Annotated in this window: 18 protein-coding genes and 1 tRNA gene; 6 read left to right on the top strand and 13 right to left on the bottom strand. The window is 69.3% G+C overall.

Features of this window, described 5'->3' with window-relative positions; translation table 11 throughout:
* Position 1: 1 nt before the first annotated feature.
* Positions 2-1,129 carry an NAD(P)H-dependent flavin oxidoreductase gene (locus J2850_RS13305; RefSeq protein WP_209982343.1) on the bottom strand — a complete coding sequence of 376 codons (1,128 nt, stop codon included), beginning with the start codon at positions 1,127-1,129 and terminating at the stop codon, positions 2-4.
* Positions 1,130-1,182: 53 nt separating this feature from the next.
* Positions 1,183-2,418 carry an aspartate kinase gene (locus J2850_RS13300; protein ID WP_209982342.1) on the bottom strand — a complete coding sequence of 412 codons (1,236 nt, stop codon included), beginning with the start codon at positions 2,416-2,418 and terminating at the stop codon, positions 1,183-1,185.
* A gap of 159 nt (positions 2,419-2,577) precedes the next feature.
* Here J2850_RS13300 and ubiG point away from each other — a divergent pair, with 159 nt between their 5' ends.
* Positions 2,578-3,360, top strand: a complete 783-nt coding sequence (gene ubiG / locus J2850_RS13295) for a bifunctional 2-polyprenyl-6-hydroxyphenol methylase/3-demethylubiquinol 3-O-methyltransferase UbiG (protein WP_209982340.1) — start codon at positions 2,578-2,580, stop codon at positions 3,358-3,360.
* 7 nt (positions 3,361-3,367) lie between these two features.
* Here the strand turns inward: ubiG and J2850_RS13290 are convergent, their stop codons facing one another.
* The 10 genes from J2850_RS13290 to J2850_RS13245 form a co-directional block, all read right to left on the bottom strand.
* Positions 3,368-3,913: a Uma2 family endonuclease gene (locus tag J2850_RS13290; protein ID WP_209982338.1), complete on the bottom strand. Its 546-nt coding sequence runs from the start codon at positions 3,911-3,913 to the stop codon at positions 3,368-3,370.
* Between the two features lie 154 nt (positions 3,914-4,067).
* A complete protein-coding gene (ptsN, locus tag J2850_RS13285; RefSeq protein ID WP_109108124.1) occupies positions 4,068-4,526 on the bottom strand; it encodes a PTS IIA-like nitrogen regulatory protein PtsN in 459 nt (152 codons plus the stop codon).
* A gap of 34 nt (positions 4,527-4,560) precedes the next feature.
* Positions 4,561-5,151 (bottom strand): ribosome hibernation-promoting factor, HPF/YfiA family, encoded by a 591-nt coding sequence (gene hpf, locus J2850_RS13280; protein ID WP_209982336.1) that lies wholly within the window; start codon positions 5,149-5,151, stop codon positions 4,561-4,563.
* A gap of 137 nt (positions 5,152-5,288) precedes the next feature.
* Positions 5,289-6,863, bottom strand: a complete 1,575-nt coding sequence (gene rpoN / locus J2850_RS13275) for an RNA polymerase factor sigma-54 (RefSeq protein WP_209982334.1) — start codon at positions 6,861-6,863, stop codon at positions 5,289-5,291.
* Positions 6,864-6,894: 31 nt separating this feature from the next.
* The gene (gene lptB / locus J2850_RS13270; protein WP_209982332.1) at positions 6,895-7,686 is read right to left on the bottom strand and encodes an LPS export ABC transporter ATP-binding protein; all 792 of its coding nucleotides are present in this window, start codon (positions 7,684-7,686) and stop codon (positions 6,895-6,897) included.
* Positions 7,683-8,672 carry an LptA/OstA family protein gene (locus J2850_RS13265; RefSeq protein ID WP_209982330.1) on the bottom strand — a complete coding sequence of 330 codons (990 nt, stop codon included), beginning with the start codon at positions 8,670-8,672 and terminating at the stop codon, positions 7,683-7,685. The genes lptB and J2850_RS13265 overlap by 4 nt, the downstream gene beginning before the upstream one ends.
* Positions 8,669-9,400, bottom strand: coding sequence for an LPS export ABC transporter periplasmic protein LptC (lptC, locus tag J2850_RS13260; protein WP_246513044.1), 732 nt, complete (start codon positions 9,398-9,400; stop codon positions 8,669-8,671). Before lptC ends, J2850_RS13265 begins: the two co-directional genes overlap by 4 nt.
* 88 nt (positions 9,401-9,488) lie before the next feature.
* The gene (locus J2850_RS13255) at positions 9,489-10,475 is read right to left on the bottom strand and encodes a KpsF/GutQ family sugar-phosphate isomerase (protein WP_209982545.1); all 987 of its coding nucleotides are present in this window, start codon (positions 10,473-10,475) and stop codon (positions 9,489-9,491) included.
* Positions 10,476-10,727: 252 nt separating this feature from the next.
* The gene (locus J2850_RS13250; protein ID WP_209982328.1) at positions 10,728-11,354 is read right to left on the bottom strand and encodes a ribonuclease D; all 627 of its coding nucleotides are present in this window, start codon (positions 11,352-11,354) and stop codon (positions 10,728-10,730) included.
* Between the two features lie 115 nt (positions 11,355-11,469).
* Positions 11,470-11,556 (bottom strand) — tRNA-Leu (locus J2850_RS13245).
* A 330-nt stretch (positions 11,557-11,886) separates the two neighbouring features.
* On the opposite strand from J2850_RS13245, the gene J2850_RS13240 reads away from it, so the two are divergent.
* Positions 11,887-12,906, top strand: a complete 1,020-nt coding sequence (locus tag J2850_RS13240) for a complex I NDUFA9 subunit family protein (RefSeq protein ID WP_209982327.1) — start codon at positions 11,887-11,889, stop codon at positions 12,904-12,906.
* 287 nt (positions 12,907-13,193) lie between these two features.
* Positions 13,194-14,369: an MFS transporter gene (locus J2850_RS13235; protein ID WP_209982324.1), complete on the top strand. Its 1,176-nt coding sequence runs from the start codon at positions 13,194-13,196 to the stop codon at positions 14,367-14,369.
* Positions 14,370-14,406: 37 nt separating this feature from the next.
* On the opposite strand, the gene J2850_RS13230 is transcribed toward J2850_RS13235, so the two are convergent.
* Positions 14,407-15,207 (bottom strand): undecaprenyl-diphosphate phosphatase, encoded by an 801-nt coding sequence (locus tag J2850_RS13230; protein ID WP_209982323.1) that lies wholly within the window; start codon positions 15,205-15,207, stop codon positions 14,407-14,409.
* Positions 15,208-15,583: 376 nt separating this feature from the next.
* Between J2850_RS13230 and J2850_RS13225 the strand changes: the two genes are divergently transcribed.
* From J2850_RS13225 to J2850_RS13215, 3 genes are all read left to right on the top strand, one after another.
* The gene (locus J2850_RS13225) at positions 15,584-17,032 is read left to right on the top strand and encodes an NAD(P)-dependent oxidoreductase (protein WP_209982321.1); all 1,449 of its coding nucleotides are present in this window, start codon (positions 15,584-15,586) and stop codon (positions 17,030-17,032) included.
* Between the two features lie 217 nt (positions 17,033-17,249).
* Positions 17,250-21,797 (top strand): glutamate synthase large subunit, encoded by a 4,548-nt coding sequence (gltB, locus tag J2850_RS13220; protein WP_209982320.1) that lies wholly within the window; start codon positions 17,250-17,252, stop codon positions 21,795-21,797.
* A 276-nt stretch (positions 21,798-22,073) separates the two neighbouring features.
* On the top strand, positions 22,074-22,676 hold the full coding sequence (locus tag J2850_RS13215) for a hypothetical protein (RefSeq protein ID WP_209982319.1): 603 nt from the start codon (positions 22,074-22,076) through the stop codon (positions 22,674-22,676).
* Positions 22,677-22,705 lie beyond the last annotated feature (29 nt).

Here is a 22,705-nt window from a genome sequence, read left to right as displayed (position 1 = left end):
GCTACAGGGCTCCCACGGCCTGGTCCGCCATCATGCCCAACGATGCCTCATCGCCTGCCCGCCGTGCCAGGGCCGTTTCCGCCTGGGCGGTCAATTCGGCCAGGATTTCCGCCACCGGCTGCTCGCGGGTGACCAGCCCGACGCTCTGGCCGGCCATCAGCGAGCCGCTTTCCACGTCGCCGTCGATGACCGCCCGGCGCAGGGCGCCGGCCCAGAAATGCTCGATCTCCAGGATGCCCTCGTCGCGGCCCATGGCCCCGGCGTCGACCTTGGCGATGACCTCGCGCTGGAACTCCATGAAGCGCTTGGACGCCTCGTTCGCCAGCGCCCGCACCGGGATGACGGGAAAGCGCGGGTCGATCTGCACCGACGGCTGGGCGTCGCGGGCCGAGGCCCGGATGAAGGCCTGCTTGAAGCTGGGATGGGCGATGCACTCGGTGGCGCAGACGAAGCGGGTGCCGATCTGCACCCCGGAGGCTCCCAGCTCCAGGTAGGAGAGGATGGTCTCGCCGCGGCCGATGCCGCCGGCGACGAAGACCGGCACCTCGCGCAGGTCCGGCAGGATCTCCTGCGCCAGCACCGTGGTGGATACCGGGCCGATATGCCCGCCGGCCTCGGTCCCCTCGATCACCAGCGCGTCGGCGCCCTGCTTCACCAGCCGCCGGCCGGCGATCAGGGTGGGGGCGAAGGCCAGCGCCTTGGCCCCGCCGTCCTTGATGCGGCGCAGGGTGGCGCCAGACGGCAGGCCGCCGGCGATCACCACATGCCCGACCGCCTGCTCGCGGCAGACGTCGAGCAGGCGGTCGAGCGCCGGATGCATGTTGATCAGGTTGACGCCGAACGGCCGGGCGGTCAGCGCCCTGGTGGCGGCGATCTCCTCGGCGAGCTGGTCCGGCCCCATCGAGCCGCAGGCCAGCACGCCGAAGCCGCCGGCATCGGAAATGGCGGCGACGAGGCGCCGTTCCGACACCCAGCTCATCGCCCCGCCCATGATGGCGGTGGGGGTGCCGAGGAAATCGCACCCCCGCTGCCAGAGCCGGTCGAGGCGCGCCCGCGCTGCCCTGCCGGCCAACGGGGTTGGGGCCGGGGCCGGAGCCGGAGCCGCCGCGTACGAAATGGCGTCGGTCATCACCGGCCCTCCCCTGCTGTTGCGGTCCCCGGCAAGCGGGTTCCCACCGGTGCTCAGGCGGCGTCCAGGCCGTACGCGGTGTGCAGCGCGCGCAGCGCCAGCTCCGCATACTCCTCGGCGATCAGGACGGAGATCTTGATCTCGGAGGTCGAGATGACCTGGATGTTGATGCCCTTGTCGGCAAGCGCCTTGAACATGCGCTGGGCGACGCCGGCATGGCTGCGCATGCCGACGCCGATGACCGACACCTTGACCACGTTGGCGTCGGACACGATGCGCTTGTAGTTCAGGGTGGACTGCGCGTCCTCCAGCACCTTGACGGCGCGGGCGAGGTCCGCCTTGCCGACGGTGAAGGTCATGTCGGTCGACTTGCCGTCCTCCGACACGTTCTGGACGATCATGTCGACGTTGACGGCGTTGTCGGTCAGCGGGCCGAAGATGGCGGCGGCCACGCCCGGACGGTCGGCGACGCCGACCAGGGTGATCTTCGCCTCGTCGCGGCTGTAGGCGATGCCGCTCACAACTTCCTTTTCCACGATCTCGTCCTCGTCAACAACCAGGGTTCCGGGAAGCGAGCTGCCGGCCGCAGCCTCGAAGCTGGACAGCACCTGCACGCGCACGCGGTGGTTCATCGCCATCTCGACCGAGCGGGTCTGAAGCACCTTGGCCCCCTGCGAGGCCAGCTCCAGCATCTCCTCGTAGGTGATCTTGTCGAGCTTGCGGGCCTTGGAGACGATACGCGGGTCGGTGGTGTAGACGCCGTCCACGTCGGTGTAGATGTCGCAGCGGTCGGCCTTGACCGCCGCCGCCAGCGCCACCGCCGAGGTGTCGGAGCCGCCGCGGCCCAGCGTGGTGATGCGCCCCTGCTCGGACACGCCCTGGAAGCCCGCGACCACGGCGACCTCGCCGGTCTGCAGGGACTTTTCCATCTCGGTGGTGTCGATGGAGACGATGCGCGCCTTGCCGTGGGTGTCGTCGGTGCGGAGCGGCACCTGCCAGCCGGCCCAGGAGCGGGCGGGGATGCCGAGCGACTGCAGCGCGATGGCCAGCAGGCCCGAGGTCACCTGCTCGCCGGACGCCACGACCGCGTCGTATTCGCGCGCGTCGTGCAGCTTGTCGATGTCGTTGCAGTACTTGACGAGCTGGTTGGTCACGCCGGACATCGCCGACACGACGACGGCGACCTGATGCCCCGCCTTGACTTCCTGCTCGACCTTCCGGGCCACGTTCTTGATGCGGTCGATGTCGCCGACCGACGTGCCTCCGAACTTCAGGACGATCCGCGCCATACCTCACACCATGTCTGGCCGCATCCGATCGGTCGGGCGCGGCGAAGCGCACCCCCGCTCCACCGTTGCCGGCGCGGGGCGGCGTATCCATACTCCGTCGCTGGAAGCGAGGCAAGTTGCCCGCACCCGTCCCGCCTCACTGTTTACGGATTTTCAGCCATGACCGCCTCCGCCTCGGCCCACCCCCACGCGACCGCCACCGCCCCGGCAGGAGGGACCGTGGATGCGGAGGACGTCGCGCGCTTCTCCGCCATCGCCGCCGAATGGTGGGACCCGGCGGGCAAGTTCCGGCCGCTCCACCGGCTGAACCCGCTGCGCCTCGCCTACATCCGCGACAGCGTGTGCCGGCGGCTGGGCCGCGACCCGCTGGCGCCCAGCCCGCTGGCGGGCCTGCGCGTGGTCGACATCGGCTGCGGCGGCGGCCTGCTGGCCGAGCCGCTCGCCCGCATGGGCGCCACGGTGGTCGGCGTCGACGCCTCGGAGCGCAACGTCGGGACGGCCGCCGCCCACGCGGCGGAGAGCGGCGTCGCGGTCGACTACCGCGCCACCACCGCGGAGGCGCTGGCCGCCTCGGGCGAGAGGTTCGACGTGGTGCTGGCGATGGAGGTGATCGAGCATGTCGCCGACGTGCCGCTGTTCGTGAAGTCGCTGGCCGACCTGCTGGCCCCTGGCGGCGTCCTGTTCCTGGCGACGCTGAACCGGACGCCGAAGTCCTTCGCGCTCGCCATCGTCGGGGCGGAATACATCCTGCGCTGGCTGCCCCGCGGCACCCACAACTGGCGCCAGTTCCTCCGCCCGTCCGAGCTGAGCGCCGCCGTACGCGCGTACGGGCTGTCGATGCGCGACCTCACCGGCATCACGTACAGCCCGCTGAGCGACGAGTTCCGGCTGGCCCCGCGCGACCTCGACGTCAACTACATGGGCTGGGCGGAGAGGGTGTAGGCCTCTGTCAATCCTCGTAAAGCGCATCGAGGGGAACGGACATGGCGACCGACGCTAGGTGTACTGTTCCCTCGGTCACCACATCCGTCACCCAGCCGCCGTGGTCGCGGCGGTAGATCTCCACCCGGCGGTCGGCCTGCGACACCAGGACGATCTCCCGCAGGGACGGGATCCTCTGGTAATTGGTGCGCTTTTCGCGACGGTCGATCGCCTCCGTGCTGTCGGACAGCACCTCGACAATCAGGACCGGGTGCTTGACCACATAGGGATCGTCGTCGCCGTCGGCACAGGTCGCGATGAGGTCGGGGTAGTAGAAGGCGTTCGCCGCCTCGACCCGGACCTTCACGTCGTTGGCGTAAGCCCGGCCTCCGTTGGCGCGGGCGGCCTGCCGCAGGACGACGAACAGATTGCCGACGATGGTCGCGTGACGCCGGCCCGCCCCGACCATGGCGAAGATCTCGCCGTCGACATATTCGTGGCGCACCTCGGCGACCCGCTCGCCGGCAAGATAGTCCTGCGGCGAAATCCAGGCTTTGCGCTGCGCGTCGGCCATGGCCCTGCCCCCGGTCGGTGGATCGGCTTGGCTCAAGTGTACCAGCCTGCACGGCCCCACACCAATCGGTGTGCCGGACGCGAACAAGAAAAAGGGCCGCGCACGATCCGTGCGGCGGCCCCTTCGCCCTGGCGCCCCCTGGACGGGCCGTCCGTCAGTTCGACGGGCTCGGCTCGTGCTGGGTCAGGAGCGCATACATCGCGTCGCCGGACTCGGCACCGCGCAGCTTCTCACACATGGACTGGTCGCGCAGCAGGCGCGACACACGGGCCAGCGCCTTCAGGTGATCGGCCCCCGCCTGCTCGGGAGCGAGGAGGAGGAAGATCAGGTCGACCGGCTGCTCATCGATCGCATCGAAATCGATGGGCCGCTCCAGGCGGGCGAACACGCCGTGGACGCGGTCGAGGCTGGACAGCTTGCCGTGCGGGATGGCGATGCCATGGCCCACGCCGGTCGTGCCCAGCCGCTCGCGCTCCAGGAGCACGTCGAAGATCGCCCGCTCATGCTGGCCGGTCAGTTCGGACGCTTTGCGCGCCATCTCCTGCAGGGCCTGCTTCTTGTTGCCGGCCTTCAGGTTCGGGAGGATGGCGCGCGGGGAGATGAGGTCGAGCATGACGCTTCGGACCGCGGAAGGGGGTCGGCGCCGGTCAGGCGCCGGCCTTCCCCGCCGGATCGACCCAGCCGATGTTCCCGTCGGCGCGGCGGTAGACCATGTTCAGGCGGCCATGCGCACCGTTGTGGAACATCATGGCGGGCGCCTGCGCCAGCTCCAGGCGCATCACCGCCTCGCTGACCGAAAGGGTCGGGATGCTGGTCTCCATCTCCGCCACCACCATCGGCTGATGCGCGCCGTCGACCTGCGCCTCGGCCTCGTCCTGGCTATCCTCGCGCTCGGCTTCCAGGATCTGGTAGCGGGCGGGCATGGCGCCGCCGTTCTCGGCGGAATGGTGGTCGCGCAGGCGGCGCTTGTAGCGGCGCAGGCGCTTGGCCAGCTTCTCGGCGGCGAGATCGAAGGCGGGGTAGGGCTCGGTGGCGTCGGCGCCGCTCTGGAGCATGATCCCGCGGCCCACATGGACCTGGATGTCGGCCTTGTAGAGATGGGCGTCCTTGGTCAGGATCACCGTCGCTTCGATGGGCTTGTCGAAGTACTTGCCGACCACGGCGTTCAGGCTGTCGGCCACATGGGTGCGCAGAGCGTCGCCCACGTCGAGCTGCTTGCCTTTAACGGAGAGTTGCATGGTGGAACGTTTCCAAATTGGTCCGCTGGGGACGGTGTAGCGACGGCGTGTGGAGATGTGCGGTCCACCGCTTGCGGGCCGGGACGATAGGTCAGGGAAAAGGCGGCTGTCAATGCAACCGCCTCCTGGCCATCCGGCTACATGCGTGACATCTTGGCGCGTCGTCGCTGCACCGATGACGGTATTTTCATCGCCTCACGATACTTCGCGACCGTCCTTCGCGCAATGTCGATCCCCTCATCCCGAAGAATCTCCACCAGTTTGTCGTCCGACAGCACGTCGGAGGGCTTTTCGGCATCGATCATCGTCTTGATGCGGTGCCGAACCGCTTCCGCGGAATGCGCGGCCTGCCCGTCGGCGCTCTGGATGGCGGAGGTGAAGAAGTATTTCAGCTCGAAAACGCCGCGCTGCGTCGCCATGAACTTGTTGGTGGTGACGCGGCTGACGGTGCTTTCGTGCATGCCGATCGCCTCGGCGATGTCGCGCAGGATCAGCGGCCGCAGGTGCGAGACGCCGTGGATGAAGAAGGCGTCCTGCTGGCGGATGATCTCGCCCGCCACCTTCAGGATGGTGGTGGCGCGCTGGTGCAGCGACTTGACCAGCCAGTTGGCCGACTGGAAGCGCTCGGAGATGTAGTCCTTGTCGGCCTTCGACTTGGCGCCGTCGGAGATGCGGGCGAAATAGCGGTGGTTCACCAGCACCCGCGGCAGGGTGTCGGGGTTGAGGTCGATCAGCCAGCCGCCGCCGGGATTGGGCCGCATCAGGATGTCGGGGGTGACGAGCTGCGCCGGCGTGTGGTCGAAGGCCAGCGCCGGCTTCGGGTTCAGCTTGCGGATGTCGGCGACCATGTCGGCGACGTCCTCGGCATCGACGCCGCAGACCTTCATGATGGCCGGCAGGTTGCGCGCGGCCAGCAGTTCCAGGTTGTCGAGCAGCGCCGCCATCGCCGGGTCGAGCCGGTTCTTCTCGCGCAACTGGATGGCCAGGCATTCCTTCAGCGAGCGGGCGAAGATGCCGGGCGGATCGAAGCGCTGGCAGGCGGCCAGCACCCGCTCCACCCGGTCGAGGCCGCAGCCGAGCTGCTCGGCGAGCGCCGGCCCGTCGAAGCCGGCAAGCCAGCCGGCCTCGTCCAGCATGTCGATCAGCGCCAGCCCTATGAGCTGGTCGCCATGGTCGGGCAGGTCGATCTTCAACTGCTCGGTCAGGTGGTCGCGCAGGTTCTTTTCGCTGGTCAGCGTCGCTTCGAGGTTGCCGTCGTCATCCTCGAAGCCGCTGCGGCCGCCGCGCTCGCCGTAGGAGCCGTAGACCTCGCTGCCGCCGTCGGAGCCGTCGGAGAAGCGGTCGTCGCTGTAGACATTCTCGTAGTCGGTGTCGAGCGGCGCCTCCGCGGAGGACCCCATCGTGTCCGACGAGGTCATCTCCACCGTGTCGCGGGTGCGGCCGTCGGCCGGCGGGGCCGCCGGCATCTCGGCGTCGACGCCGCTGGCCTCCAGCCGCCCGTCGAGACGCCCCGCCTCCGCGTCGCCGCCGGCCTCGCCGCCCTCTCCGGGACCGCCGTCACGCTCCAGCAGCGGGTTCTGCTCGATCTCGCGGTCGACGAAGTCCGACAGTTCGATGTTCGACAGTTGCAGCAGCTTGATGGCCTGCTGCAACTGCGGCGTCATCACCAGGGTTTGGGCTTGTCGAAGGTCGAGACGTTGAGCAAGCGCCATGGCTGGAAACCGGGACCAGTGGAACGGAAGGCTACAGACTGAACCGGTCGCCGAGATAGACCTTGCGCACGCCCTCGTGCGCGACGATCTCGTCCGGCCGTCCCTCCATTAGTACCACACCATCGTGCAAAATGTATGCCCGATCGACGAGGTCCAGGGTTTCCCGCACATTGTGGTCGGTGATCAGCACGCCGATGCCGCGGTCGCGCAGGTGTCCGACCAGTTCGCGGATATCGCTCACCGCGATGGGGTCGATGCCGGCCAGCGGCTCGTCCAGCAGGATGAAGTGCGGCTGGCCGGCCAACGCGCGGGCAATCTCGACGCGCCGCCGCTCGCCGCCGGACAGCGCCAGCGCCGGCGACCGCCGCAGGTGCGTCACCGAGAATTCGGCCAGCAGCTCGTCCAGCATCGCCTCGCGCGCGTCGCGGTCGCTCTCCACCACCTCCAGCACCGAGCGGATGTTGTTCTCCACCGTCATGCCGCGGAAGATCGACGCCTCCTGCGGCAGGTAGCCGATGCCGAGCCGGGCGCGCCGGTACATCGGCAGGGCGGTGATGTCCTGGCCGTCCAGCGTGATCATGCCGGAATCGGCGGCGATCAGGCCGGTGATCATGTAGAAGCAGGTGGTCTTGCCGGCGCCGTTCGGGCCGAGCAGCCCGACCGCCTCGCCGCGCTGGACGCTGAGCGAGACGTCGCGCACCACCGGCCGCTTCTTGAAGGACTTGCCGAGATGCTGGGCCACCAGCCCCTCCGCCGCGGCGGCGGCACCGGGGGAGTGGGGCGCCCCGGCGGCGCCGGGCCCGTTGGCGGTCAGCACGGTCACGGCTTGCCCGCCGGCTGGCCCGCCGCGCCCTGGCCCGCACCCTGCCCCGCGGCCCGGCCTGCTCCCTGCCCCGGCGCCTGGCCCGGGACACCCGCCTTGTCGCCGGGGATCAGCAGGCCGCTGACGCGGCCGCCGGCGTCGCGGCCGGCGATGACTCGGTTGATCTTGGTGTTCATGTTCATCTCGGCGGCTTCGCCGTTCAGTTGGTTGTCGCCGCGGGTGATCTTCACGTTGCCGATCAGCACCGCGACGTTGTCGGCCACCGAATAGACCAGCTTCTCGGCCAGCGCCACATCCGTCGGGGTGGTCACCACCACGTTCCCCGAGCCGTCGATCCGCTCCATCTGGGTGGTGCCGTCGGCGGCCTTCTTCAGCCGGCCGATCAGCACGTCGGCCCGCAGCCGGTCGGCGCCGCGCACCGCGACGGCGTCGCCGCGCGCCACCGTCAGGTCGCGCGCCTCGTAATATTCCAGGCTGTCGCGGGCGGTGACGACGTCCTTGGTGGTGACCAGCCGCAGGTCCCTGCCGGTGACGACGGCGACCTGCTTGTCGGTGTCGTAGACCGCGTGGTCGCCGAACACCTGCTGGGACGGGCTGACGATGCGCACGCTGCCGTCGGCGACGAGCTGGAACACCTCGTTCCCCTTGCCCGGCACCTCGCGGTAGTAGGCGGTCAGGACGTCGGCGTAGACCGTCGAGTCGTTGCGCTTGGCCGACGCGTTGCCGCGCGCGACATAGGCGTGCACGTCCTGGTGCCACTCGATCGCCTGGTCGGCGTTGATCTCGACCGGCTGCTTGCCGCCGCCCAGTCCGGGGATCCCCTGGGCGAGGGCGGCCCCCGGCGCGAGGGCGGCGCCGACGACCGTGCTGCCCAGCAGGAGGGCGGTGGCCAGCGCCGCGGCGAGGCGCGTCGCGGAAGGGGCGCCAGACGGGGCTGGGCCTGCGGATGGGGTGGCGGTGCTGAACGGCGACCGTCTGGACGTCACGGCTTCTTGCTCCCGGGGCGCTCGGCGGCCTGGACCTGGGCCTTCGACTGGTTGAGGAAAACGATGGTCTTGCCGCGGTCCGACATGCGGAAGCCCTTGGCGTCGATCTCGCCCTGCGGGCCCTGGCCGCTCACCGCCTTGTCGCCCCAGGCGTTGCCCTTGCGGATGTCGGCCTCGGCCTCGCTGGTGGTGAACTCGTTGCCGTCGTCGCGCAGGACATGGACGTTGCCCCGCATCAGCAGGATGCCGGTGTCCTGGTTGTACCAGCCCTTGTCGGAGCTCATGGTCACCCAGGTGCCGGCGTTCTCTGTCATTTCGGCCTGCGGCTGGTCGAGGACGACGATGTCCGGCTGGTCGGCCGACTTGTCGGCCTTGGCCGCCACTAGCGAGAAGGGCTGGTTATGCTCGTCCAGGCTGAAGTAGCGCGGCTTCAGCATCTCACTCTGCCCGGAATCCGCGGTGATGTGCGGGGTCGGCAGGCTGGTCAGCGACGGCCAGGCGGCGAGCAGCGCCACCATCGCCAGCGCGGCGGCCGGCAGGGTGAACTTCATGGCCGAGACGAAGCGGGTGTGGAAGCGGCTGACCGGACGGGTGTCGCGCCGCCGGTGCGCGCGCATGGCCGCCGGCGGCTCCGCCGTCGGCCCTCCCGACTCCGCGCCGCCGGCCGGATGATGGCCGGTGCCGCCGGTTGCGGTGCGTTCGGGGGTGCGCAGGTCGTCCAGGCTCAACTCTCTGTCCCTCCGGCTCGGCCTTGCTTGCTGGTTCTGCTTGGCGGTTGGCGTGGCGGCGTCGTGCGGCGCCCGGGATGACGGCTGCTCAGGCGGCACCCGCACGCAGGCAGTCGTGGATGTGCACGATGCCCAGCGGCCGGTCGGCTTCCACAACGAACAGGGTGGTGATCTGCTTGTCGTTCATCTCGCGCAGCGCCTCGACGATCAGGGCCTTTGGGCGGATCGTCTTGGGGCGCGGGGACATGATGCTGTCGGCCCGCTCGGCCAGAAGCTCCGGCGTCAGGTGACGGCGCAGGTCGCCGTCGGTGATGATCCCGGCCAGGGCGCCGTCCTCGTCGGTCACCCCGACGCAGCCGAGCCGCTTGGCCGTCATCTCGAAGATGACGTCGGACAGCGGGGAGTCAAGACGGCACAGGGGCAAATCCGCCCCCTTGTGCATGATGTCGGTGACCTTCAGCAGGGCGCGGCCGAGCTGGCCGCCCGGGTGGAATTCCCGGAAATCGGCGGCGGAGAAGCCGCGCCGCTCCAGCAGGGTCACCGCCAGCGCGTCGCCAAGCGCCAGCATCATCGTGGTCGAGGTGGTGGGGGCGAGGCCCAGCGGGCATGCCTCCGGAACCGGCGGCAGGACCAGCGCCACGTCCGACTGCTCGGCCAGCGAGGAGGCGCCGTTGCGCGTCATCGCGATCAGCGGAATGCCGAAGCGCCGGGTGTAGGCGATGATGTCCGCCAGCTCGTGCGTCTCGCCGGAATTGGACAGCGCCACCACCGCGTCGATCTTCGCGATCATGCCGAGGTCGCCGTGGCTCGCCTCGCCCGGATGGACGAAGAGGGCCGGCGTCCCGGTCGAGGCCATGGTCGCGGCGATCTTGCGGGCGACGTGGCCCGACTTGCCCATGCCGGAGACGACCACCCGGCCCGCGATGCCGTGCAGGATGTCCAGCGCCCGCAGGAAGGCGCCGTCGAGGCTGTCGGCGAGCGCCGCCAGCGCCTCCGCCTCGGTCCGCAGCACGCGGGCGGCGCAGGCGAGGTCACGGTTCCCGGCCGGGCCGGGGGACAGGACGCCGGCGGCCATCGCACCGGACGAGATCAAGCTGGTCAAGGCTGTCGATGCCTTTCATTCCGAAGCGCGGCCGCGGGGCCATGCCCCGGAGGCCGCGTGCCATGGCCGGCACCGCCGGCGTCGCGAGGACGGTTGCCGGCCGCCGGCCGGCGGTCCGCCCGCTGCAGTATGCCCACCGGCGCATCCGGGGTCAAACGCCCGCCCGCCGCACCCCGGATCCCCGGGCCGTCGATGCCGGGACTTAGGATGCGGCGGGGGAGCGGGTCAATGGGCCAGGATGTCGGGGGTTTCCCAGCCGCCGAGGTCGAGCTCGCCGCGCGCCGGAAGGAAGTCGAAGCATGCCTGGGCCAGATGGGTGCGCCCCTCGCGCGCCAGCATGCCGTCCAGCTTCGCCTTCAGGTCGTGCAGATGCAGCACGTCGGAGGCGGCGTACTTCATCTGGTCGGTGGTCAGTTCGGCCGCCCCCCAGTCGGAGGACTGCTGCTGCTTGGAGATCTCGACGCCCAGCAGGTCCTTGCACAGGTCCTTCAGGCCATGCCGGTCGGTGAAGGTGCGGACCAGCTTGGACGCCACCTTGGTGCAGTAGACCGGCCGGCAGTCGACGCCGAGATAGGCCTTCATCACCGCGACGTCGAAACGGGCGAAATGGAACAGCTTGGTGACGGCCGGATCGGCCAGCAGCCGCTTCAGGTTGGGCGCGGCATACTGCCCCTGGCGGAACTGCACCAGGTGGACGGCGCCGTCGCCGGCGGAAAGCTGGACCAGGCACAGGCGGTCGCGGTGGGGATTGAGCCCCATCGTCTCGGTGTCGATGGCGATGCAGTTGTCACGCGCGCCGGCGGCGAGATCGAGGCCGTCGGGGAGATCGCCGTCATGAAGGTCGATGGGCATGGTCGCTTCCCGGGTGGTAAGGCCCCCGGCCATGGACCCTAGAAACGACGAACGCCGCTCTGCACGATCTCCCCAGCCGGGGATTTGTGCATGCGGCGCAGCCGGGTAGAAGAAATGGTGCCCAGGAGAAGACTCGAACTTCCACGACATTTCTGCCACAGGTACCTGAAACCTGCGCGTCTACCAATTCCGCCACCTGGGCTCGGTGCTCGGTGTGTGGGCGGTTGTTTAATGATCCGGCCGGATGCCGTCAACAGCTTTTTTTCGCCCCTTCGCTTTTTCCGGCCCCCATCCCGCCTGGCCGCTCCCGCCGGCCTGCGGCCACTCCGGGCCGTGATCCCACGTCTCGCGCCTGCCCTTCCAGCTTGCCCCCTAGCTTGCCCCCTGCGCATTCGCTATAAGCGTGCCCGCAGATTTCATGGCGACACAGTCGGAAGACGCGCCGGAGCACCGCGGGACGGTGAAAGGCCGCAACCGCCGGCGCTCCAGCCGGCAGGGTCCTCCGGACGCGCAACGACACGGGAGACGGTCGATGTCCTATCGCACTCAGGTTATCACGGTGTTCGGCGGTTCGGGTTTCATCGGCCGTCACCTGATCCGGCGGCTCGCCAAGTCGGGCGCGGTCATCCGCATTGCCACCCGGACCCCGTCCAAGGCCAACTTCCTGAAGACGGCCGGCGCCGTCGGCCAGATCATCCCCTTCGCCACCGACTGCTCCAAGGACGACTCCGTCGCCCGCGCGCTGCAGGGGGCGGACGTCGCCATCAACCTGCTGGGCGTCCTCTACGAGCGCGGCAGCCAGAGCTTCCAGGGCGTGCACGTCGAGGCCGCCGGCCGCATCGCCCGGCTGGCCGCCGCCGCCGGGGTCGGCCGGCTGGTCCATCTCTCGGCCATCGGCGCCGACGCCGCCTCCACGTCGGCCTATGGCCGCTCCAAGGCGGCCGGCGAGCAGGCGGTGCGCGACGTCTTCCCCGCGGCAACGATCCTGCGCCCCAGCATCGTCTTCGGGCCGGAGGACAACTTCTTCAACAAGTTCGCGGCGATGGCGCAGAAGGCGCCCGTCCTGCCGCTGATCGGCGGCGGCAAGACCCGCTTCCAGCCGGTCTATGTCGGCGACGTCGCCGAGGCGGTGGTGGCGGCGCTCGAACTCGACAGCGCCAGGGGCCGGACCTTCGAGCTGGGCGGCCCGCGCGTCTACAGCTTCAGGGAACTGCTGGAGCTGACCCAGAAGGACATCCGCCGCCACCGCCACCTGCTCACCCTGCCCTGGGGCACCGCCGAGCGGCTGGCCGGCTTCCTGGAGAAGGTGCCGGTGCTGGCCCCGGCGCTGACCCGCGACCAGGTGGAGATGCTCAAGCGCGACAACGTCGCCGCTCCCGGCGCCCCCGGCTTCAAGGATCTCGGCATCACCTCGCTCGCCACCTGCGAGGTGATCCTGCCGACCTACCTGTCGCGCTTCATCGTCGGCGGCAAGTACAGCACCCTGACCAACGACACCGGGACCAACGATACCGGGACCAACGGCACCGGGACGCCCGGCGCCGCCCACTGAGAAGGGCGTCTGCCCCGCCGGCCGGCTAGGGTGTGATCGTTTCAAGCGGTAGCGCTTGAAACGTGGCTCACACGGAAAACCAAACGCTCAGAGCCTGTCCGGTGCTTATTGAAGCACCGGACAGGCTCTGGCCCCCAAGCGGGATTTCCGGACTCACGCCCGCGGATGGCCGGGCCTGGAAATCCTGCACCCCTGCCTGGGAGCCCCGGCCGCCGCCGGGGCTATTTCTTTGGCCGCGCTGTTGGAGAGCGGCAATCGGACGAGATCATCCCGGAAGGACGCGACGAATGAGCGACGACACCCTGACCGAGAGGACGGAGCGCCGCCGCGCCGCCTCCGGCCCGGCCAACGCCGCCCGCTGGGCCACCGTGGCGGCATTTTTCCTGAACGGCACGGTCTTCGGCGTCTGGGCGACCCAGATCCCGCTGCTGAAGAACCGGCTCGACCTCAGCGCTGCCGTGCTGGGAGTGGCGCTGCTCTTCCTCGCGGCCGGCGCCCTGACGGCGATGGTGGCCAGCGGGCCGCTGCTGTCGCGGCTGGGCAGCGCGCCGGTGACGCGGGTGACCGCACTGCTGTTCGCCGCACTGCTGCCGCTGCCGGCGCTGGTGCCCGACGTGCCGGCCCTCTGCCTGGTGCTGGCGCTGTTCGGGGCGGCCGGCGGGACGATGGACGTCGCCATGAACGCGCAGGGCGCCCTGGTCGAACGGCGGCTCGGCCGGCCGATCATGTCGTCCCTGCACGGGATGTGGAGCCTGGGCGGCCTGGCCGGCGCCGCCCTCGGCGGGCTGCTGCTGCCGCTGATGCCCGCCGCCGCCCAGGCCGGGCTGGTGTCGGCCGCCCTGCTGGTGCTGTTCCTGGCGCTTCAGGGACGCCTGCTGCCGGACCGCAGCGGCGGCGGCGGCGGGCTGGTCCTGCCCGACCGGCGGACCCTGCTGCTGGGAACGCTCGCCGCCCTGTCCTTCATGAGCGAGGGCGCCATCCTCGACTGGAGCGCCATCCACCTGCGCGACGATCTCGGCGCGCCGCAGTCGCTGGCCGGGCTGGGATTCGGGCTGTTCTGCGCCGCCATGGCCGCCGGCCGCTTCAGCGGCGACCGGCTGCGCCAGCGGTTCGGCGGCGCGACGCTGATGCGCAGCGGCGCGGTGGTCGCCGCGGCCGGCCTCGGGCTGGTCCTGCTGGGGGGCTCGCCGCTGGCGGCGATGATCGGGTTCGGCGTGACCGGCCTCGGCCTGTCGAACGTCGTGCCGGTGCTGTTCAGCACCGCCGGCGCCGTCGAGGGCGGCCGGGCCGACCATGCCGTCGCCGCGGTGTCGACGATGGGCTATGCGGGCGTGCTGGCCGGACCGCCGCTGGTCGGCTTCATCGCCCAGGCGACCAGCCTCGCCACCGCCTTCGCGCTGATCGCCCTGCTGGCCCTGGTCCAGGCCGCCGCGGCGGCACGCGCCGTGCCGCCGCGGCATTGAGGGGGGAACGCGCGGGAACGGCCGCCGACGGCGGCGGTTACAGGTACAGGAAGGCCAGCATGCCGGTCCCGATGGCGATGCGGTACCAGGCGAAGGGGGTGAAGCCGTAGCGGCCGACGAAGTCGACCAGCGTCTTCACCACCAGCGCCGCCGCGATGAAGGCGGTGACGAAGCCGACGACGATCAGCAGGCCGCTGTCCAGGCTCATGCTCGACCAGTTCTTGTAGAGGTCGTAGGCGGTGGCGCCGGCCATGGTCGGGACCGCCAGGAAGAAGGAGAATTCCGCCGCCGCCTTGCGGTCGACCCCCATCAGCAGCGCCCCCAGGATGCTGGCACCCGACCGCGAGACTCCCGGAACCAGGGCCAGGCACTGGCAGAAGCCGATCTTCAGCGCCAGCGGGGCGGAGAAGTTCTCGATCCGGTGGTAGCGGGCGACCGGCACCATGCGCTCCACCAGCAGGATGGCGACCCCGCCCAGGATCAGGGCGATGCTGACGACGGTCGGGTTGAACAGCACCGACTTGATGATGCCGTGCAGCCCGGCGCCCAGCACCATCGCCGGCAGGAAGGCGATCAGCACCGCCATCACGAAGCGGCGTGCGCCGGGATCGTCCTTCAGCCCTGTGGCGACATGCCACAGCCGGTGGAAATAGACGACGCAGATCGCCAGAATGGCCCCGAGCTGGATCACCACCTCGAAAACCTGGCCCGGAGGTCCCTGGAATCCCAGCAGTTCGTCCAGCATGATGAGGTGCCCGGTCGAGGACACCGGCAGGAATTCGGTCAGCCCCTCGATGAGCCCCATGAGGGTGGCGTCCAGATATTGATCGATCATCATTGCGGCACGCAGCCTTCGGCAGGATTCGTATTCCGCGGCTTATAGCAGGCGACGGTTACGCTTGGCGACGACGAGGGTTCGGTACCTCTTTCTGCGAGATAGTCTCTTTATGGGACTAATTTTATGTCTCGGTTTTGCGACGTCAGGGGTGGCCGGGAGTGCATTCCAGCCTTGCGGGAAAAAAGGTCAACAAACGATACCTATCGGCATTTTTGTGCTTCCTCGCCCTTCGCGCATGCGTTATATGACGAGCGTCCGCCACTTTGCGGACGTTCGATTTCAACCCAGCCGACGGTCCTAGGGCGATGCCCCCGCGGCCTCGGTCAGGCGGCCGCCCCGATCGGCGACGGGGCCGCGAAGCGAAGGAGCAGACGTCATGGCGAACCAGAAAATGTTGGGCTTCGTGCACACCGCGCAGAAGATGCCCGACAAGCGGTCCGCTGCCGACCGCCGCCAGGACTTCGCGGAAATCTACGCCCGCTTCAGCGACGAGCGCGCGAACGAGCAGGCCAACCGCTGCTCGCAGTGCGGCGTCCCCTTCTGCCAGGTGCACTGCCCGGTTTCCAACAACATCCCGGACTGGCTGAAGCTGACCGCCGAGGGCCGCCTGGAGGAGGCCTACGAGGTTTCCCAGGCCACCAACAACTTCCCGGAAATCTGCGGCCGCATCTGCCCGCAGGACCGGCTGTGCGAGGGCAACTGCGTCATCGAGCAGTCGACCCACGGCGCCGTCACCATCGGCTCGGTCGAGAAGTACATCAACGACACCGCCTGGGAGAACGGCTGGGTCAAGCCGCGCACGCCGGCCCGCGAGCTGGGCCTGTCGGTCGGCGTGATCGGCGCCGGCCCGGCCGGCCTCGCCGCCGCCGAGGAACTGCGCGCCAAGGGCTACGAGGTCCATGTCTACGACCGCTACGACCGCATGGGCGGCCTGCTGGTCTACGGCATCCCCGGCTTCAAGCTGGAGAAGGACGTCGTCGCCCGCCGCGTCCAGCGCCTGGCCGACGCCGGCGTCATCTTCCATTCCAATTTCGAGGTCGGCCGCGACGCCACCCTGGCCGAACTGCGCGAGCGCCACGTCACCATCCTGATCGCCACCGGCGTCTACAAGGCCCGCGACATCCAGGCCCCCGGCTCGGGGTTGAAGAACATCGTCCCGGCGCTGGAATACCTGACCACCTCCAACCGGGTCGGCCTGGGCGACCGGATGGAGGCCTACGAGGACGGCTCGCTGAACGCCGCCGGCAAGAAGGTGGTGGTGCTCGGCGGCGGCGACACCGCGATGGACTGCGTGCGCACGGCGATCCGCCAGGGCGCCACCTCGGTCAAGTGCCTGTACCGCCGCGACCGCAAGAACATGCCGGGCTCGCAGCGCGAAGTGGCGCACGCCGAGGAGGAGGGCGTCGAGTTCGTCTGGCAGGCGGCTCCCGAGGCCTTCACCGGCGACGAGGTGGTGACCGGCGTGCGCGCCGTGCGCATCCATCTGGGCGTGGCCGACGCCACCGGCCGCCAGACCCCGCAGGTGATCGAGGGCTCCGACTTCACCGAGCCGGCCGACCTCGTCATCAAGGCGCTCGGCTTCGAGCCGGAGGATCTGCCGGGCCTGTTCGGCTCGCCCGACCTGACCGTCACCCGCTGGGGCACGCTGCTGGTCGACCACCGCACCAAGATGACCAGCCTGGACGGCGTCTTCGCCGCCGGCGACATCGTCCGCGGCGCCTCGCTGGTGGTGTGGGCGATCCGCGACGGCCGCGACGCCGCCGACGCCATGCACGCCTACGCCCAGACCGTCGGCGCGCCCAAGCTGGCGGTCGCGGCCGAGTAAGTTCACCCGCCTGCCCCCTCCCCGACCCTCCCCCGCTTTGCGGGAGAGGGTGCCTTGCGGGAAGGCGGCGGCAGTTCCCTCTCCCGCGTTAGCGGGGGAGGGTAAGGGAGGGGGCATCTGGCCTCCACCCAATTTCGCTATCAGAACCACCGTCTACCCCAGGGGGCCTTCCCTTCGGCCCCCCAGGTCAACGTCCAGACTGTGAAAGGGTCGTTCCATGACCACCGAGTTGAACCAGGGTGAGCAGTTCGTCGCCGATTTCCGCGCCAACGCCGCGGCGCTGACCACTGCCCACGCCTACAATCCGGCCGACGAGCACGACGCCTGCGGCGTCGGCTTCATCGCCGCGATCGACGGCAAACCCCGCCGTTCGGTGGTCGAGAAAGGCATCGAAGCCCTGAAGGCGGTCTGGCACCGCGGTGCGGTGGACGCCGACGGCAAGACCGGCGACGGCGCCGGCATCCATGTCCAGGTGCCGCAGAAGTTCTTCAAGGACCACGTCAAGATCATCGGCCACCTGCCGCCGGAGAACAACCTGGCGGTCGGCCAGGTCTTCCTGCCGCGCATCAGCCTGGACGCCCAGGAAGCCTGCCGCTGCATCGTCGAGACCGAGATCCTGGCCTTCGGCTACTACATCTACGGCTGGCGCCAGGTGCCGATCAACGTCGACATCATCGGCGAGAAGGCCAACGCCACCCGGCCCGAGATCGAGCAGATCATCATCGGCAATTCGAAGGGCGTGTCGGACGAGCAGTTCGAACTCGACCTCTACATCATCCGCCGCCGCATCGAGAAGGCGGTGCAGAACGAGCGCATCAACGACTTCTACATCTGCTCGCTGTCGGCGCGCTCGATCATCTACAAGGGCATGTTCCTCGCCGAGCAGCTCTCGACCTTCTATCCGGACCTGACCGACGACCGCTTCGAGTCGTCCTTCGCCATCTACCACCAGCGCTATTCGACCAACACCTTCCCGACCTGGCCGCTGGCCCAGCCCTTCCGCATGCTCGCCCACAACGGCGAGATCAACACGCTGAAGGGCAACGTCAACTGGATGAAGGCGCACGAGACCCGGATGGAGCATGGGGTGTTCGGCACCCACATGGCCGACCTGAAGCCGGTGATCGGCGTCGGGCTGTCGGACTCGGGCGCGCTGGATGCCGTCTTCGAGGTGATGGTCCGTGCCGGCCGCAGCGCGCCGATGGTCAAGATGATGCTGGTGCCGCAGGCGCTGACCAGCTCGCAGACCACGCCGGACAACCACAAGGCGCTGATCGGTTACTGCAACTCGGTGATGGAGCCGTGGGACGGCCCGGCGGCGCTGGCCATGACCGACGGCCGCTGGGTCGTCGGCGGCATGGACCGCAACGGCCTGCGCCCGATGCGCTACACCATCACCACCGACGGCCTGATCATCGGCGGCTCCGAGACCGGCATGGTCAAGATCGAGGAGAACCAGGTGGTCGAGAAGGGCCGCCTCGGCCCGGGCGAGATGATCGCCGTCGACCTCCAGGCCGGCAAGCTTTTCAACGACCGTGAGCTGAAGGACCATCTGGCGACCCAGAAGCCCTGGGGCCAGTGGGTCAAGAACACGACGCACCTTGACGAGCTGGTGAAGACCGCCTCGCTGAAGGGCGAGCCGTCGGAGATGGAGAAGGAGGAGCTGCGCCGCCGCCAGATGGCCTTCGGCCTCGCCATGGAGGACATGGAGCTGATCCTCCACCCGATGGCGGAGGACGCCAAGGAGGCCGTCGGCTCGATGGGCGACGACAGCCCGATCGCCGTGCTGTCGGACAAGTACCGCGGCCTGCACCACTTCTTCCGCCAGAACTTCTCCCAGGTCACCAATCCGCCCATCGACTCGCTTCGCGAGCGCCGGGTGATGAGCCTGAAGACGCGCCTGGGCAACCTCGGCAACATCCTGGACGAGGATGAGAGCCAGACCCGGTTGCTGCAACTCGACAGCCCGGTGCTGACCACCGCCGAATTCCGCGCCATGCGCGACTACATGGGCGAGACGGCGGCGGAGATCGACGCGACCTTCCCGGTCGATGCCGGCCCGGACGCGCTGCGCGACGCGCTCCGCCGCATCCGCCAGGAGGCGGAGGACGCCGTGCGCGGCGGTGCCACCCACGTCATCCTGACCGACGAGGCGATGGGCCCGGCCCGCGCCGCCATCCCGGCGATCCTGGCGACCGGTGCGGTCCACACCCACCTGATCCGCTCCAACCTGCGCACCTTCACCTCGCTGAACCTGCGCACGGCGGAGTGCCTGGACACCCATTACTTCGCGGTGCTGATCGGCGTCGGCGCCACCACCGTCAACGCCTATCTGGCGCAGGAAGCGGTGGCCGAGCGCCAGCGCCGCGGCCTGCTCGGCTCGCTGTCGCTGGAAAAGGCGATGACGAACTACAAGAAGGCCATCGACGACGGCCTGCTGAAGATCATGTCCAAGATGGGCATCTCGGTCATCAGCAGCTACCGCGGCGGCGGCAACTTCGAGGCCATCGGCCTCAGCCGCGCCCTGGTCGCCGAGCATTTCCCGGCGATGGTCAGCCGCATCTCCGGCATCGGCCTGAACGGCATCCAGAAGAAGGTGCTGGAGCAGCATGCGCTGGCCTATGCCGGCGAGGCGCTGCCGCTGCCGGTCGGCGGCTTCTACCGCTTCCGCAAGTCGGGCGACCGCCATGGCTGGGAGGGTGGGATCATCCACACCCTGCAGCAGGCCGTCACCAACGACAGCTACACCACCTTCAAGAAGTATTCGGAGCAGGTGAACAAGCGGCCGCCGATGCAGCTCCGCGACCTGCTGGAGTTCCGCACCACCAAGGCCGCCGTTCCGGTGGACGAGGTGGAGAGCATCACCTCCATCCGCAAGCGCTTCATAACGCCGGGCATGTCGATGGGCGCCCTGTCGCCCGAGGCGCACGGCACGCTGAACGTCGCCATGAACCGCATCGGCGCCAAGTCCGACTCGGGCGAGGGCGGCGAGGATCCGGCGCGCTTCCGTCCCGACAAGAACGGCGACAACTGGAACTCCGCCATCAAGCAGGTGGCGTCGGGCCGCTTCGGCGTCACCGCCGAGTACCTGAACCAGTGCCGCGAGCTGGAGATCAAGGTCGCCCAGGGCGCCAAGCCCGGCGAAGGCGGCCAGCTCCCCGGCTTCAAGGTGACGGAGATGATCGCGCGGCTGCGCCACTCGACGCCGGGCGTCATGCTGATCAGCCCGCCGCCGCACCACGACATCTACTCGATCGAGGATCTGGCCCAGCTCATCTATGACCTGAAGCAGATCAACCCGGACGCCAAGGTCACGGTGAAGCTGGTCAGCCGGTCGGGCATCGGCACCATCGCCGCCGGTGTCGCCAAGGCCAACGCCGACATCATCCTGATCTCCGGCAACTCCGGCGGCACCGGCGCCAGCCCGCAGACCTCGATCAAGTTCGCCGGCCTGCCCTGGGAGATGGGCCTGTCGGAGGTCCATCAGGTCCTGACGCTGAACAAGCTGCGCCACCGCGTGCGGCTGCGTACCGACGGCGGCCTGAAGACCGGCCGCGACATCGTCATCGCCGCCATGCTGGGCGCGGAGGAGTTCGGCATCGGCACCGCCAGCCTGATCGCCATGGGCTGCATCATGGTCCGGCAGTGCCATTCCAACACCTGCCCGGTCGGCGTCTGCGTCCAGGACGAGAAGCTGCGCGAGAAGTTCGTCGGCACGCCGGAGAAGGTGGTGAACCTCTTCACCTTCCTGGCCGAGGAGGTCCGCGAGATCCTGGCCCGGCTGGGCTTCCGCTCGCTGACCGAGGTGATCGGCCGCACCGACCTGCTGCACCAGGTCAGCCGCGGCGGCGCCCACCTCGACGACCTCGACCTCAACCCGCTGCTGGCCCAGGTCGATCCCGGCGAGAACGCCCGCTACTGCACGTTGCAGGGCCGCAACGAGGTGCCGGACACGCTGGACGCCCGCATCGTCGCCGACGCCCGCCCGCTGTTCGAGGAGGGCGAGAAGATGCAGCTCGCCTACAACGCCCGCAACACGCAGCGCGCCATCGGCACGCGGCTGTCGTCGATGGTGACGCGGAAGTTCGGCATGTTCGGGCTGCAGCCCGGCCACATCACGGTGCGCCTGCGCGGCACCGCCGGCCAGTCGCTGGGCGCCTTCGCGGTGCAGGGCATCAAGCTGGAGGTGATGGGCGACGCGAACGACTATGTCGGCAAGGGCCTGTCGGGCGGCACCATCGTCGTCCGTCCGGCGACCAGCAGCCCGCTGGAGTCGAACAGGAACACCATCATCGGCAACACGGTGCTGTACGGCGCCACCGCCGGCAAGCTGTTCGCCGCCGGCCAGGCCGGCGAGCGGTTCGCGGTTCGCAACTCCGGCGCCACCGTGGTGGTGGAGGGCTGCGGCTCCAACGGCTGCGAGTACATGACCGGCGGCATGGCGGTCATCCTGGGCAAGGTCGGCGACAACTTCGCCGCCGGCATGACCGGGGGCATGGCCTACCTCTACGACCCGGAGGACTCGCTGCCGCTGCACATCAACGAGGAAAGCGTCATCTTCCAGCGGATCGAGGTGCCGCATTACGAGGCCCAGCTCCGCGCGCTGATCGAGGAGCATGTCGCCGAGACGCAGAGCCGTTTCGCCGCCGAGATCCTCAACGACTGGCGGCGTGAACTCGGCCACTTCTGGCAGGTGGTCCCGAAGGAGATGCTGCACCGCCTGGCCGTCCCGGTGACCCTGCCGCGCGCCATCCCGGCGGAGTAAGGCCCCCGACGGGGGCTCCCGACCGGAGGGAGCGCCCGCGACCCGGCATCGACGCGCAAGAGCCCGCCGCTCCCCCGAGGGAGCGGCGGGCTTTTTCCTTGCCGCTTCCTTGCTGCTCATGGGCGGACCGCCCACGGCGCGGTCCTGGGCAGTGGAGGGTCGAGGACAATTCCGGACATCCAGCGAAACAAATTCGCCGCTCGCGTGTCATCAGCCCAGGGAGCTCCGCCGGCAGGTGCCGCTCCCTTCGTCTGAGGTTCATTCCGGGAGGATGACATGCACAAGTTTCTCGCCGCCGCCGTTCCGGCCCTGATGCTGATGGCCGCAGCGGTGCCGGGCCACGCCCAGAGCGGCTCCAGCCGGTCCGAGGCGGTCGCCAGCGGGCGGATGGACACCGGTGCCCGCGGCCTGCCGATCACCCAGTCCCTGGTCGGCAAGAAGGTCTATCATCGCCATGGCGGCCCGGTGGCCGGCACCATCCAGAGCATCACCACCGGCACCGACGGCCAGCCGGTCGCCGTGCTCGACGTGCGGGGCGCCTCCGCTCCGGTGATGCTGGGCTCGGAGCATTTCGAGCGCCGCGGCAACCGCATCATCGTCATGCATGACCAGACCGAGTTGCAGCAACTCGCCCAGTATGCCAGCCAGGGCAACACCGCCTACGGCAGCTCGATGGACAACAGCGCCACCGGCAACGCCATGGGCAGCGGCTCGATGGGAAACAGCTCGATGGGCAATGGCTCGATGGGCACCACCCCGCAGCCCTACGGCACGATGAACCGCAACTCCACGGGCAACGGCTCCATGGGCAACGGCTCGGTGAATGACGGTTCCATGAGCCGTGGCATGGCGCCGAACCAGCCCGGCCTGGGGCAGTAAGGCGGACGCCCGCAAGGCGGGACATGTCC

It is taken from the genome of Azospirillum picis (assembly GCF_017876115.1).
Taxonomy (GTDB): Bacteria; Pseudomonadota; Alphaproteobacteria; order Azospirillales; family Azospirillaceae; genus Azospirillum; species Azospirillum picis.
This window is presented reverse-complemented; position numbering and strand designations above follow the sequence as displayed.

Coding starts and splice junctions, on each gene's coding strand:
- J2850_RS13305 (WP_209982343.1), bottom strand. CDS start 1,129: ATGACCGACGCCATTTCGTACGCGGCGGCTCCGGCTCCGGCCCCGGCC.
- J2850_RS13300 (WP_209982342.1), bottom strand. CDS start 2,418: ATGGCGCGGATCGTCCTGAAGTTCGGAGGCACGTCGGTCGGCGACATC.
- ubiG (WP_209982340.1), top strand. CDS start 2,578: ATGACCGCCTCCGCCTCGGCCCACCCCCACGCGACCGCCACCGCCCCG.
- J2850_RS13290 (WP_209982338.1), bottom strand. CDS start 3,913: ATGGCCGACGCGCAGCGCAAAGCCTGGATTTCGCCGCAGGACTATCTT.
- ptsN (WP_109108124.1), bottom strand. CDS start 4,526: ATGCTCGACCTCATCTCCCCGCGCGCCATCCTCCCGAACCTGAAGGCC.
- hpf (WP_209982336.1), bottom strand. CDS start 5,151: ATGCAACTCTCCGTTAAAGGCAAGCAGCTCGACGTGGGCGACGCTCTG.
- rpoN (WP_209982334.1), bottom strand. CDS start 6,863: ATGGCGCTTGCTCAACGTCTCGACCTTCGACAAGCCCAAACCCTGGTG.
- J2850_RS13255 (WP_209982545.1), bottom strand. CDS start 10,475: ATGGCCGCCGGCGTCCTGTCCCCCGGCCCGGCCGGGAACCGTGACCTC.
- J2850_RS13250 (WP_209982328.1), bottom strand. CDS start 11,354: ATGCCCATCGACCTTCATGACGGCGATCTCCCCGACGGCCTCGATCTC.
- J2850_RS13240 (WP_209982327.1), top strand. CDS start 11,887: ATGTCCTATCGCACTCAGGTTATCACGGTGTTCGGCGGTTCGGGTTTC.
- J2850_RS13235 (WP_209982324.1), top strand. CDS start 13,194: ATGAGCGACGACACCCTGACCGAGAGGACGGAGCGCCGCCGCGCCGCC.
- J2850_RS13230 (WP_209982323.1), bottom strand. CDS start 15,207: ATGATGATCGATCAATATCTGGACGCCACCCTCATGGGGCTCATCGAG.
- J2850_RS13225 (WP_209982321.1), top strand. CDS start 15,584: ATGGCGAACCAGAAAATGTTGGGCTTCGTGCACACCGCGCAGAAGATG.
- gltB (WP_209982320.1), top strand. CDS start 17,250: ATGACCACCGAGTTGAACCAGGGTGAGCAGTTCGTCGCCGATTTCCGC.
- J2850_RS13215 (WP_209982319.1), top strand. CDS start 22,074: ATGCACAAGTTTCTCGCCGCCGCCGTTCCGGCCCTGATGCTGATGGCC.